Origin of the sequence: Gardnerella lacydonensis (genome assembly GCF_048545055.1) — a bacterium.
In the GTDB taxonomy this organism is placed as follows: domain Bacteria; phylum Actinomycetota; class Actinomycetes; order Actinomycetales; family Bifidobacteriaceae; genus Bifidobacterium; species Bifidobacterium vaginale_C.
This window is the reverse complement of sequence record NZ_JBKQXT010000001.1, coordinates 289,663-303,467: the sequence shown is the minus strand read 5'-3', so window position 1 is coordinate 303,467 and position 13,805 is coordinate 289,663. Positions and strand designations below refer to the sequence as shown.

At 41.9% G+C, this 13,805-nt stretch carries 11 protein-coding genes; 6 read left to right on the top strand and 5 right to left on the bottom strand.

The features are described 5' to 3' along the window. Window positions 1-51: 51 nt before the first annotated feature. Complete coding sequence (gene relB, locus ACJV45_RS01375; protein ID WP_115794039.1) at window positions 52-288, top strand: type II toxin-antitoxin system RelB family antitoxin; 237 nt, start codon at window positions 52-54, stop codon at window positions 286-288. Next, complete coding sequence (locus tag ACJV45_RS01370; RefSeq protein WP_101890004.1) at window positions 272-538, top strand: type II toxin-antitoxin system RelE family toxin; 267 nt, start codon at window positions 272-274, stop codon at window positions 536-538. The genes relB and ACJV45_RS01370 overlap by 17 nt, the downstream gene beginning before the upstream one ends. 96 nt (window positions 539-634) lie before the next feature. Here the strand turns inward: ACJV45_RS01370 and valS are convergent, their stop codons facing one another. From valS to ACJV45_RS01350, 4 genes are all read right to left on the bottom strand, one after another. Next, window positions 635-3,397, bottom strand: coding sequence for a valine--tRNA ligase (gene valS / locus ACJV45_RS01365; protein ID WP_419397487.1), 2,763 nt, complete (start codon window positions 3,395-3,397; stop codon window positions 635-637). A 132-nt stretch (window positions 3,398-3,529) separates the two neighbouring features. Next, on the bottom strand, window positions 3,530-5,113 hold the full coding sequence (locus ACJV45_RS01360; RefSeq protein ID WP_419397486.1) for an ABC transporter substrate-binding protein: 1,584 nt from the start codon (window positions 5,111-5,113) through the stop codon (window positions 3,530-3,532). 157 nt (window positions 5,114-5,270) lie between these two features. Next, a complete protein-coding gene (gene nth, locus ACJV45_RS01355; RefSeq protein ID WP_004122803.1) occupies window positions 5,271-5,972 on the bottom strand; it encodes an endonuclease III in 702 nt (233 codons plus the stop codon). Window positions 5,973-6,003: 31 nt separating this feature from the next. Further along, window positions 6,004-6,777 carry a response regulator transcription factor gene (locus ACJV45_RS01350; RefSeq protein ID WP_004122801.1) on the bottom strand — a complete coding sequence of 258 codons (774 nt, stop codon included), beginning with the start codon at window positions 6,775-6,777 and terminating at the stop codon, window positions 6,004-6,006. A gap of 189 nt (window positions 6,778-6,966) precedes the next feature. On the opposite strand from ACJV45_RS01350, the gene ACJV45_RS01345 reads away from it, so the two are divergent. Continuing rightward, window positions 6,967-7,692: a hypothetical protein gene (locus ACJV45_RS01345; protein WP_004122799.1), complete on the top strand. Its 726-nt coding sequence runs from the start codon at window positions 6,967-6,969 to the stop codon at window positions 7,690-7,692. Window positions 7,693-7,790: 98 nt separating this feature from the next. Here the strand turns inward: ACJV45_RS01345 and ACJV45_RS01340 are convergent, their stop codons facing one another. After that, window positions 7,791-8,285 (bottom strand): inorganic diphosphatase, encoded by a 495-nt coding sequence (locus ACJV45_RS01340; protein ID WP_004105658.1) that lies wholly within the window; start codon window positions 8,283-8,285, stop codon window positions 7,791-7,793. A gap of 430 nt (window positions 8,286-8,715) precedes the next feature. On the opposite strand from ACJV45_RS01340, the gene ACJV45_RS01335 reads away from it, so the two are divergent. From ACJV45_RS01335 to ACJV45_RS01325, 3 genes are all read left to right on the top strand, one after another. Continuing rightward, the gene (locus ACJV45_RS01335) at window positions 8,716-11,154 is read left to right on the top strand and encodes an acyltransferase family protein (RefSeq protein ID WP_419397485.1); all 2,439 of its coding nucleotides are present in this window, start codon (window positions 8,716-8,718) and stop codon (window positions 11,152-11,154) included. A gap of 96 nt (window positions 11,155-11,250) precedes the next feature. Next, the gene (gene zwf / locus ACJV45_RS01330; RefSeq protein WP_410312094.1) at window positions 11,251-12,831 is read left to right on the top strand and encodes a glucose-6-phosphate dehydrogenase; all 1,581 of its coding nucleotides are present in this window, start codon (window positions 11,251-11,253) and stop codon (window positions 12,829-12,831) included. Then, window positions 12,828-13,781 carry a glucose-6-phosphate dehydrogenase assembly protein OpcA gene (locus tag ACJV45_RS01325; RefSeq protein ID WP_419397484.1) on the top strand — a complete coding sequence of 318 codons (954 nt, stop codon included), beginning with the start codon at window positions 12,828-12,830 and terminating at the stop codon, window positions 13,779-13,781. Before zwf ends, ACJV45_RS01325 begins: the two co-directional genes overlap by 4 nt. The last annotated feature ends 24 nt before the right edge of the window (window positions 13,782-13,805 follow it).

The following is a 13,805-nucleotide window of genomic DNA, read 5'->3' as shown; positions in this document are numbered from 1 at the left end:
TCTGCATATAAGGTAATATATGTTTTACATGTTTTACAATGGAGATTAGAAATGGCTGCAACAATTACAGGATTAAGAGTACCGTCTAACGTTTTAGATCGTTATGATCAGCTCGCTAAAACCACTCACCGCACTCGTTCATTTTACATGAATCAAGCGCTAGAAGCTCAAATCGATGAACTTGAACATGAATATGGACTAATGGCAGATATTGAAGCATACAAACGTGGAGAATTAGAAACATCTCCACTCGACGACGTGGTGAAGCGCCTTGATTTGGAAGATTAATTTATCTAAAAGAGCTGAAAAACAGCTAGGGAAAATTGACAAAACAATTGCTAAGCAAATCGTTAAGGAGCTTCGCGAAATTAGCAATCTCGACAATCCTCGAATCAGAGGCAAGGCACTAACTGGCAACTATTCGGGGTTTTGGAGATATAGGGTAAGGGATTACAGAATAATTTGCGCAATTGAAAATAATGTACTGACCGTTTTTGTTGTGGATATTGATCATCGCAGCAGAATTTATAGCAAGTGACGCTGCTTCGCGATTGCAATACGCAAAAAGCGCTGGAGTCGAAGATTGACTTCCAGCGCTTTTGTTTTGCGACTAATTATTTTCGACTACTTGCAACTACTTCTTTTTTGCAGGAGCTTCGCCGAGTTCGCTTTGAGCAACTGAAACGTTTACGTTAGCTGCATCAGATTCTGCAGAATCTTCAGCAGATTCAGTATCAGCAGCAACTGCTGCCTTAACAGCGTTAAGCTTTACTTCTCCAGTAACGCGTCCAGCTTCAGCAACGTCATCCAAAGTTTCCTCAACAGCCTTATAAGCATTATCTGCAACATTCAAAGTCACTTGCAAAATAGGAGTCTTCATAGAAACTTTTGCTTCAGACTTAATCTTGCGCAAAGTAGCCAAAGCCTCGCCCGCGTAAGCCAAAGTGTCTGCAGAAACTCCGTTTGCAGCAGCCTCATAAGCCTTAGCGCATGGCCAGCTAGCACGATGTACAGAACCTTCGCCATCATGCATCCAGCTCCACACTTCTTCAGTAGCGTAAGGCAAGTAAGGAGCAAGCAAGCGAGCCAAAGCATCGAGTGCAAGACCAAGAGTTGTGCGAGCAGACTTTACAGCAGATTCACTTGGAGTGCGTCCAGTGGATTCTGCAGTACCATAAGCACGATTCTTTGCAAGCTCAATGTAATCGTCACAGAACTCCCAGAAGAAGGTTTCGATTGCTTCCAAAGCCTTAGAATGCTCATAAGATTCAAGCGCATCAGTTGCGGTACGAATAACGGATGCAAGCTTTGCCATAACAGAGCGATCCAAAACTTCCGTAACATCTGCAAAATCCCAATCCGCACTGGCAGACTCAAGAACCTGATGCTCCTCGTTTTCGCGACCAATCGCGAGCGCAAACTTTGTAGCATTCAAAAGCTTAATCGCAAGGCGTCGGCCAATCTTCATTTGGCCTTCGTCGTAAGTTGCATCCAAGCCGAGCTTTGCAGAAGTTGCCCAGTAACGCACAGCATCCGCACCAAACTCTTCGATTGGCTTATTTGGCACAACCACGTTGCCTTTAGATTTAGACATCTTCTTATGGTCTGGGTCTAGAATCCAGCCAGAAAGCGCAGCATGCTTCCAAGGCAAGCAGCCGTTTTCAAGATGCGCGCGATCAACCGTACTAAACAGCCAAGTACGAATAATATCCTGGCCTTGCGGACGCAAATCCATTGGGAAAGTAGCCTTAAACAGAGCTTGATTTTCCTCACCTGGCTCTTCCCAACGAGTCACAATTTGTGGAGTTAAGGAAGATGTGGCCCAAGTGTCCATAATATCCTGCTCAGCAGTAAAGCCATTTGGCTGGTCTCGCTGAGATTCATCAAATCCTTCTGGAACGTCAATAGTTGGATCGATTGGTAAACGGTCTTCACTAGGCGTCAAAGGATGCTCGTAATCCACTTCCCCATTTTCGTTTACTGGATACCAAAGTGGGAATGGAACGCCGAAGAAGCGCTGGCGAGAAATAAGCCAGTCACCATTCAAGCCGTGAACCCAATTCTCATAGCGCACGCGCATAAAGTCTGGATGGAAGTTAAGTTCCTTACCGCGCTCAATAAGCTCAGCGTTCAGCTTTTCGTCCGTACCGCCGTTCTTTAAATACCACTGGCGAGAAGTGACGATTTCCAAAGGCTTATCGCCCTTTTCGTAGAAGTTCGTCATACGCTTTGTTGGCTTTGGATCGCCTTCCATATCTCCAGCTGCTTGCAAAGCTTCAACAACTTCCTTGCGAGCAGAGAACGTGGTTTTGCCAGCAATCTTCTCGAACATTTCGCGACCGGATTCATCCGTAATCCAATCAGGAGTAGTCATTACAATGCGGCCGTTTCGCTGAATGATTGGTCGGGTTGGCAAGCTCAAATCGCGCCACCACTCAACGTCTGTTACGTCACCGAAAGTACAGCACATTGCAATGCCAGCACCCTTGTCCATTTGAGCTGCAGGATGCGCCAAAATCGGAACCTTCACCTTAAACAGCGGTGAGTAGACTTCCTGACCAAAGTACTTCTTGTAACGCTCATCGTCTGGATGCGCAATCAAAGAAGTGCAAGCAGCAAGCAATTCTGGGCGCGTAGTCTCAATATAAATTGGCGTACCATCTTCAAAGCGGAATGCAATCTTATGGTAGAAGCCAGGATATTCGCGCGCTTCAAGCTCAGCTTGTGCAACTGCGGTCTGGAAAGTCACATCCCACAAACCAGGAGCATCTTTTTGATAAGCCTCTCCACGAGCAAGATTGCGCAAGAATGCTTTTTGCGCAACTCTGCGAGGCTGCTCGCCAATAGTGTGGTAAGTTTGCGACCAGTCTACAGAAAGACCAAGCCTGCGCCACAAAGCTTCAAAAAGCTTCTCATCTTGAGAAGTCAAACGCTCACAAAGCTCAATAAAGTTCTGTCTGCTTACAGGAACCTGGTCTTTTGCCTCAATTTTCTTGCCTTCTGTGCCTTCAAATGGCGGCTTAAAATCAGGGTCATACTTAAGCGAAGTGTCTACGCGCACGCCGTAATAGTTTTGCACGCGGCGCTCTGTTGGCAAGCCATTATCGTCCCAACCCATTGGGTAGAACACGTCAAAACCTTGCATGCGCTTATATCGCGCAATCACATCAGTATGCGTGTAAGAGAATACGTGACCAACATGCAAATGGCCACTAACGGTTGGAGGTGGAGTATCGATAGAATATACCGCCTTGCGATCGCGAGAATTATGGAATGCGTAAGTCTTAGCTTCGTCCCAATTGCTACGCCACTTGTCTTCAAGACCATCAACGCCAACTTTGTTAGGAAGAGGCGTTAAATGTGCGTGTTTTACTGTGTTATTATCCTGTTCACTCATGAACTGAATATTAGAAACTCAGCGCGACAACGTCAATATTTTTACTAATATTTGTAAAAATTATTCAAATCAACGGTTGCTTGCGACTAATACCAAACCACACGCACTTATATCCTTGAAATAATCTTGGATTTATTTTACGTTTACATCGTGCAATGGCAAAAGCTGATCAGTCATGTTTGTAGGATATCCACTAACATTAGATTTAGCTACCACAATGCTCTTTCGCGCATACATCCAGTCAGAAACAGCGTAATTATTCAACTCTCTAGCATACTGTTTGATATTTGACTCATATCCTTCTGCATTGGTTGATTTCATTGCTTGGGCAAAATATTTCTGAGACTCGTGATCTTGGAACAAATAAGTAGACTTTGTGTCTGCATACGCTCCAGAATCCAAAGTGTGATTCATCCATGTGAGTGCTAAATCATATTTACCATCATGAATCCGCTGTTTCATGGTGTTCTCATCTACTTCTTCTACAGTCACACGGAAACCGCCAGTAGCGTTTAGCTGAGAACCAAGCGCATTACCAATATTGCTCATTCCAAGAGGTACGAGGAATGTAATTTTACCAAGGTAGGCAGCAGAGAAATATGAGAATAGAGATCGAGCTTTTTGAGGATCATGTGGATAAGTGCCGCTTAAATCCTCGTATCCTGGCGACAATGGGGAAATTGGTCCGCGCACAATTTGACCGCCGAATGGATCAGCCGATAAAACAGTGTTTATATCCATTGCGTAACTGCTCGCTCTACGAACGTGCTGATCGCAGAAAATAGACGATATTCCAGTGTTATACGCAATCATTCGTATTCTAGTGCTCTGACCTTCAACAAGCTGAGTATTTGGCATTGACGCCATACGCTTGTTTTCATTGCCATCAAGAGGAACTGCCATTTGAATATCGCCATTCTGCATGGCATTTGCTAAAGATGTATCGTCATTAAAGTATTTAAGAGTTATGCTAGCGCAGCCAGATGTTGTACCCCAATACTTGTCATTTCGCACAAGAACAAGGTCTGAACCTTTACTATAACCGTTAACTTTAAAAGGCCCTGTTCCCATCGCGTCCGAAGCGTAGTTTAATGAAGCGCGAGTATCATATACAATTCCAGCTCTACCTGCTAACCTTCGCAGCAGTAATGGATCTGGCATTTTTAATGAAATGCTTAGAATATCAGGTCCTGAGTTAGATACGCTTGTAATATTCGTCAACTTTTCATAGCCTGGATAGCTTTTTGTAATACCTTGCTGAAGTGATTGCAGTACGGAGCCAGAGTCCATTACGTCTCCATTTGCAAACTTCACGCCTGAACGAATCCTAAACTTATAATTCAAACCGTCGGAAGATACGCTCCAAGACTGAGCAAGACCTGGTTTTAAAGCATTATTGCCGTCTCGTTTAATAAGCGTTTCATAAACGTTTTCAATAAGAGCTTGTTGCAGTGAATCACTGTCGTCAGTCCTAATATCTAAGGATGCTGGGGCTGTACGCAAGCCTATTTTTAAAACTGAGCTTGATGCCGGAACAATACTCTCTGGAATAATTGATCTTCCATCTAAAAATCGCCATCCGCCCCATGCAACAACAGACATAATGGCAATTAAGACTATAAAAATAACCCATGAGGACACGCCTTTTTTAGCTTTTTTTGCATAACGTGCTTTTCTCAAATGCGAGCCAGATGAGTATCTTTCAAATTCAGACATAGCCAACAGTCTATATCATCGATTGAATCATACGTAGAATTTATGCAGAAAATAATCTAAAAATACCCTAAGAATATTCTAAAAGTTGATTATATGAGATATTAGAAAAATCCGTTACGACAACCACAACGCAGCTACGACAAAACCTACAACATAGCTACAGCGAAACAGATGGGCACAGAAATCTTAGAGGGCAGTCAGCACAATGCGGATTCCTAGCTGTACATATTTTTCTACCATGAAGAATAAGTCGGTGAGACAAATTAGTCCATTCTTCTGGCGGAAAATAAGATGTAATTTCACGCTCAACTTTTATAGGATCTGACTTAGCAATCTTCCAATCACTTCTCCATCTAAGCCTTGACGTTACACGCATAACATGGGTATCTACTGGAAACCCTGGGATACCAAAAGCATTGCCTAATACAACGTTTGCTGTTTTTCTTCCTACACCTGGAAGTTTTGTGAGATCATCCATATTATTTGGAACTACACCATTGAAATCGTCCATAAGTTTTTGCGAAAGCTCTATAATATGCTGCGCTTTTACTCTATAAAATCCAAGTTGATGAATGATCTCTTGTACCTTATATATTGGTGCGCGCGCTAAATCTTTTGGAGTAGGATAAGTTCTAAAAAGTTGTTCTGTTACGATATTTACACGTCTATCAGTGGTTTGTGCACTAAGAACAGTGGCCACTAGTAGTTCAAATGGATTTGTAAAATTTAATGCACACTTTGGATTCGGTATTTCTTCACATAAAATCCGATACTCTTCGCTCATCCTAGCAATTTTTTTAGATTTTCTAGGATCGGAAGATGATTCTTGACTACTATTCACGTTTTGTAATTTAACCAATATAATAAACCACTAATCCGCTACAGGAATTCTAGTCGGAAGCCGCCGACGAATCATTATTATCAGAATCTGCAGAATCTACAACTTCATCCTGAGACTCTAAAGGATCGAAACGATACCCAACATTCCTAACCGTTCCAATAACGTGCTCATATTCAACGCCTAATTTCGCACGTAGCCTACGAATGTGGACATCTACTGTACGAGTTCCACCGTAATAATCGTAACCCCAAACCTCTTGAAGTAAGTGAGCACGAGTGAATACTCGCCGAGGATGCTGAACAAAGTATTTAAGAAGCTCAAATTCTTTATACGCTAAATCAATAGGCTTTCCGTGCAAGCTAACCGTGTAACTTTGCGTATCTACGACTAAATCCCCAGAGCACATTTGACCGCTACTGTTAATTTCCACGCTACCAGAATCAACTGCATGTTCTTTAGAAGTAGATTCAGCCGACCCACCTCGTTGAGAAGCTAGTCTAAGTCTACCTTCTACTTCGGCTGGCGAAGCGGTTGTTAGCATAACATCGCTAACACCCCAAGATGCATTAACAACCGTGAATCCGCCTTCTGTAAGAATTAAGATAACAGACATTGTTAAATTAGAAGCACGAACAATAGAGCATAAAGATTTCGCCAAAGACAAATCTTCTCTAGCATCTACAAGAAGAATAGTGTTTTCTGGCATCTTAAGAATACTAGACGGTTCCATTGGGAGCACTCGCACTCTATGCGAAAGTAGAGTCAAAGATGGCAAAACCTTTGCAGGCGCGGCACAAGAGGTCATCAATGTAATATCCGTCATATTGATACCTCCAGAACGCATAGAATTGAATAACAAATTCAAAATCAAGCTGTTAAAAGAGAATTGTAATCCATACTTAAGATACTTAATACGAATCGGAGCATGCAAGTGTACGCTTACATATAAAATAAGTTAATACGGCTAAATATTTTATTAAAATTATCTTATAAAACGCGATAGGAGCGTAATATGAGCAACGATAACATCGCACATAATGCAATGCATAATCACATTACGATTGTTGTAACTCAATTCGTTGCTATAGCTCTTTTAGCAATTGCGGCCATTCTGCCAATAGCCACAGCAAAAGCCGTTATAACAGTTTGCGTGATTATTCTTCTTGCTCTAGTTACTTTCTGGCCGCTACAAGGTTCTACAGCAGATAAAGCTATTCCGCTTTTTGCTGGAATCGCATCTATGTGGTGCGCAGCATTAGCTTTAAAAGGTTGGCTTCCTAGCAGCGTAATCGATAATACAGAAGTTAGTATGGATAAGTTCATTGCAGCTATTCACCCATATGAACGTTGGGCTGTTAGCTTTGCTCTAATTCTTGTTGCTGCAACTTTTGTTAGCTTTGGTCGTCAAATGCTTAGGGAAGAGAGATCTAATCTGGTAAGAAATATTTCACATTCTCTTACCGCAAGTATCGCTTGTGCAGCTCTTCCAGGATGGCTTTTTTTGCCTTCGATTATTCGTTTCACATTCTCCGTGCGTATTCTAGAACTTGGCGTACTGGTAGCAGTATTGGGTTTGCTTGCCGTAATTGTTCTAGCTGGGCTTTCTCATCTTTGGGTTAAAGATGCAAAATACAATACTGACATGCTTTTGCCACAAGTTGGTACTGCTTTGATTCCCGTGATGATGGGCGGAATGGTTGTTTACGCAACTGGTTTAGGAATGCTACTAATAGCTTAATTTTTTAGAATAAAAAAGTGTCTAACACATAAAAATGTGTTAGACACTAGCAAACGCGTTTCTAAAACGCTCGGAAGATTCGCGACTAATCTCGAAAACTACTTTTCGCTTTCTTCAAGACGCTTGCGAGCTGCGACAATTTCCTTTTCAGCCTGCTCGACTCCAGCCCAGAAGTCACCAGGAAGAACTTCCTTACCTGGCTCCAAAGCCTTGTACTGCTCGAAGAAGTGCTTGATTTCAGCCTTGTGATACTCATTCACGTCATCAATATCCTTGATGTCGTCGAAACGAACATCTGCTGGAACGCACAAAACCTTATCGTCTCCGCCAGCTTCGTCAACCATGTGGTACAAGCCAACAGCGCGGCACTCAACAACGCATCCTGGGAACACAGAGTTTGGAATCATAACAAGAGCATCGAGTGGATCGCCATCTTCGCCCAAAGTTCCATCAATGTAACCGTAATCATCTGGATAACCCATAGCTGTGAAAAGGGTACGATCCAAGAAAACACGACCAGTTTCGTGATCAACTTCATATTTATTCTTGGATCCGCGTGGGATTTCTACCACAACATTGAATGTTTCTGCCATGTTTACTCCTTAATGCGTAAAATAATGCGTAAAACACACTGTTTATCAATCTAACGTTTATACACCTAAATTAGACTGTTCAGTCTAACTCTAGCGCGCAGCAAAGAGCACGTAAAACGCGTTGTATAACATTGGCATTTTAGCAAACAAAAGTCGAAAGCAACCGCACTAAAAAAATAGCAGAGAAAAATCTTAATAAAAACGAATAATTACCTTGAAAAATATTTAAATTCATATTAAAAAATTTTATAAAACTTGCAAAAAACATAAGAAAAATCAAGGAAAAACTAGGGAAAAACTAAGACACGCTATAACTAACTACAGTGTCTTAATACGTAGATAATATGACTACGTTTTGGGCGATGTTAGTCATAAAACAATTCATGCCCACAACCAAAATTAAACCACGTATTAGCAAGTTGCAGGCAAAATGACAGAGATAAACAACGCAGCTAACACTACAAGCAAACGTAACGCTGCAATAGATGGCATGCGTGCTATTGCTGTTATTGCGATTGTAGCGTTCCACCTACGTCCAATAGTACTTCCAGGAGGATTCTTGGGAGTAACAATGTTTCTTGTTATGGCTGGATACTTCAGCACTGTATCTCTGCTAAAAATGTTTGAAACATCAAATGCACAAAAGTCGCCAGCAACCAACGAACAAACCAAAACACAAACAAAGTCTAAAATAATTGCCTACTTAAAATACTTGCTTAAACGCGTAAAACGAATTTGGCCGTCTACTATAGGGATTATTGCTCTGGGTGCACCACTAATGTGGCTATTTTCACCAAGTCTTTTAACAAAATTGCAATCTGACGCACTAACAGGCGCTAGCTTTACAAGCAATATGGCGTATATTTTGCGAAAAGTATCTTACTTTGAACAATCAGGACTACCATCCCCAATAAAACACCTTTGGTATTTGGGACTTATTATGCAAATCTTTGTATTTTGGCCGATTATACTATGGGTGATTCTTAAAATTGTGCACTCTAAATTTGTAAGAATGTGCGTTACTGCGATTCTTATGCTTGCATGTTCGTTGGCAAACCTAGCAATTACCCTTTTTTATGGAGATGGTCAAACCATTGCTCGCGTGTATTACTCTATTGACACTCGAGCTGGAGAATTCTTAATTGGTGCATTACTCGCAATGTATTTCACATGGTTTAGTGGACGTTCTATTCTCAAAATTATTGCGGATGCTTGTAGATATATTTTTGGAAACAAAAGAGAAAAAACACAAATCGAAAAAATAGAGGATTCATCAGAGATAGAAGCGCAAAATGCGCAAGATAAAAGCCAATACTCAGAAGTCTCGATACCAGCTGATTTACGAGCAGGATTGCAAATAAACATGATGGAATCTGATAAAGATGGCGAACCCGATGAATCTAATAATGAAATTGCTGGGGAAAAGTGGCAACAAACCAACGAATCAGAAAACAATGATAACGTAAAAACTGATCTAAAAAATAAATCAGAATCTGGTAAATTCGCAAAAATAGCAAAAACTCTTCAAAAACCTCTAAGCACACTACAAAAATCGATTATAGGATTGGTTGCGTTAATTTTTATTCTATGGTGCTTAGTGAAAGAAGACGGTTCAAAAACCTGGATTGTTTACGGCGGATACACGATATTCGCAATAGTTTGCGCGATTTTAATGTGGTCATGTCTACAGAAAAATAGTATTTGCACTAAAATACTTGAAATTGCTCCACTGAAATATATAGGAGTAAGATCTTTTGCGATTTACATAGTCCACTTCCCTATTTTAGAAATACTAAACCCTGCTACAAGAACCACACAGATAACTCTTTGGGAACAGGCAGGACAATGCGTAATAGTTATTATTGCAGCAGAAGTTTTTTACAGAATATTCGAAATGCCTATTGCCAATAAACATATAACTCTTAGCATTAGCCAGAAAGGCGATATTATCTCGGATAATATTGACGCGAAAAACCCTGATTTATCTCCTGATTTATCTTCAGAGACGTTAAACGTTAAAAGCAAGAATATAAGATTGCCGTTTGTTTTGAGAAGAACGGTAATAGTGATTTGTGCAATCGTTGGACTAGCAATAATTGCAGCGCCAGTTAACTGGAATAGTATTGCGCAAGCGCGAGCAATACAATTAAGACCAGAATTAAATGCACAAGACGCGAATACGCAAAACCAAACTGCACAAAACCAAACTCAAGAAAAAAATACACAAGAAAAAAATTCCGCTAATACGAAGAAAAAAACAAGCGGAAAGCGCGAGAACATAGAAAAACAAACGCTTCCAACAAAACCATCTGACCATAGGATTCTCAACCCAATTGCAGAAAAAGTGCCAGAAAACATAAATACAAAACCGTGGAAAATAGACTCAAAACGCAATGTTTGCACTGCAGACATAACAATGGTCGGAGATTCCGTAACAGAAGGCGCAAAACCATACCTTATGCAAGCATTACCAAATGCTTGGATTGACGGAAAAGTGAGCAGACAAATATTCCACGGAGCGGAAGATTATCAACAAGATTTAGTCGAGAAACACCCTGGAAGCGTCGTAATCTATGAGCTTGGAACAAACGGACCTCCTAGGGATGAATCTGTTTTGCAAAATATGGTAAATGTTACAGGTGGCAAACCAGTGTATTTTGTAACAACTCGCGTTCCACAACCTTGGCAAGACGAAACAAACGCAAGACTGCGCGCTTTTGCAGCAAAACGCAAAAACGTTGGAATAATAGACTGGTATGGTTTAAGCGCAGGACACTCCGAATTCTTAACAGACGATGGAATACATCTGACTCCTATTGGAGGTCCACAATACGCGCGAATGATAAGACTAGCCGTGTGTGGAGGATGATTTACTGGTAAATCCTAGTGAGAATCCTGGTAAGACATGCGCAAATCTTGGTAAGTCCTGCGCAGCAAATCAAGTCGAAACATTACGATGGTATACATGACTGAATTAAGAACCACAATATGCTCGACGGCGCATAGCGAAGAAACCACAGCTTGGAAAAATCCGCTACGCGATCCACGAGACTTACGTTTGGCTCGTATTGCAGGACCATGCAGTTTAGTAATCTTCGGAATTACCGGCGATTTAGCGCGCAAAAAACTGATGCCAGCCGTATACGATTTAGCAAATCGAGGGCTTTTGCCACCTGGATTTGGCTTAACTGGCTTCGCAAGACGCGACTGGACGGATGAACATTTTGTAAACTTTGTGCGTGAAAATATTCAACAACATTGCCGCACACCATTTCGTGAATCAACATGGATTAACCTTGCTAAAGGCATACGTTTTGTTCGCGGAACATTCGACGACGCAAGCGCATTTGAACGCTTAAGCAAAACAGTAAGCGAATTAGACAGAGATCGCGGAACTCGCGGAAATCACGCGTTTTACATGTCAGTTCCACCTTCTAGCTTCCCTGTTGTGGCACAGCAGTTAGCAGCATCGGGGCTTTCACATTCCTCCGAAAACGCATGGAGACGAGTGATAATCGAAAAACCATTTGGCCACGATTTAGCAAGCGCTCAAGAGTTGGATCGCGTAGTTTCCGAAGTTTTTGACCCTAATTCTGTATTCCGCATAGACCACTATTTAGGCAAAGAAACTGTGCAAAATTTGCTAGCTTTTCGTTTTGCAAATGCAATGTATGAGCCAATTTGGAACGCTAATTATGTTGATCACGTGCAAATCACTATGGCAGAAGACATTGGAATAGGCGGCAGAGCTGGATATTATGATGGAATTGGAGCAGCCAGAGATGTTATTCAAAATCATCTGCTGCAACTAATGGCTCTTACTGCTATGGAAGAACCAGTGAGTTTTAGTGCTAGCGACTTGACGGCTGAAAAAACGAAAGTTTTATCCGCAATCCGACTACCTCAAAACTTGGCTTCTAATACTGCGCGAGGACAATACGCAGAAGGATGGCAAGGATCGTATAAGGCTATTGGATATTTACAAGAGCAAGGCATAGATCCTAAAAGCACTACGGAAACATACGCTGCCGTGCGTTTAGATGTAGATACTCGTCGCTGGGCTGGAGTGCCATTCTACTTGCGAACGGGCAAGCGCTTAGGCAAGCGCGTTACAGAGATTGCCGTGATTTTTAAGCGCGCTCCACACTTGCCTTTTGAGTCCACTGCTGTGCGTGAACTTGGTAGTAATGCGATTGTGATTCGCGTGCAGCCAGATGAAGGCGTGACAATGCGGTTTGGGGCAAAAGTGCCAGGCGGAACATCTATGGAAGTTCGCGATGTTTCTATGGACTTTAGTTATGGAAGATCTTTTACAGAGAACTCTCCAGAAGCCTACGAGCGCCTTATTCTAGACGTTTTACTTGGCGAGCCACCGCTTTTCCCAACTACACAAGAAGTTGATTTAAGTTGGAAAATTTTAGATCCTATTGAAGATTTTTGGAGTTCGCTTGGCACACAACCTCAGCCATACCGTGCTGGAACGTGGGGTCCAGCAGAAGCTGACGCTATGCTTGCTCGCGATAATCGCCATTGGAGGCTGCCATGATTATTAATCTTCCTGATACTAATACAAGCAAAATCTCTGCGAAAATCGACGAGCTTCACGAAGAGCGTGGAGAATCTGCAACTGGACGCGTGCTCACTCTTCTTATTGACACCACTCTTAACGATTTGGAAAATGCACTGGGAGCAGCAAATTCGGCTAGTCGAGAGCATCCTTGCCGAGTTATTGCCATTGTTCGAGAATCACAAGTCAATACAGCAGATTCACAAAGCGAAGAAATGCCAAACTTAGACGCGCAAGTGCGTTTTGGTGCAGATGCTGGAGCTGGGGAAATCATTATTCTCTACCCTCATAATGGCTTAGTTCGACATCCAGATACGCTTGTTATTCCTCTGCTTGTCCCAGATGCGCCAATTGTTGCGTGGTGGCCTACAAATGCACCAGAAAATCCTGCTAAGGACTTACTTGGAGCTATGGCAAGTAGCAGAATCACTGATGCTCAAAATGCGGACAACACTCTTGAAACTGTGAAAAATTTGCGCAAAAATTGGTCTTCTAAAGATGTTGATCTTTCTTGGACTCGTCTCACTCCTTGGCGTGCAATGCTAGCTTCTATGCTTGACCAGCCTCCGCATTTACCTGTTATTAGCGCTAAGGTTAGCGGTCCAAAGCATTATGTTCCTATGCATTTGCTCGCGCAATGGCTAAAAATATCGCTTAATGTTCCTGTTGAAATTGTTGAAGATCCAAGCGCGCATGCGATTACGGAAGTAAGTCTTAAAAGACAAGATGGCGAGCTTTCTTTGACTCGTCCTTCTGGAGAAGAACAAGCAATGATAAGCCTTCCAGGACAAGCAACACAGCCAATTGCCATGCCAATTAGATCTTTAGAAGATTGCTTGAGTGAGGAATTGCGTAGAATCGATCCAGATGAAATCTATGCTCAACTTGTTCACGCAGATTGTTGCACAATGCAGGATAACGAACTTTAATACAACGTGTAAAAATAATAAAAG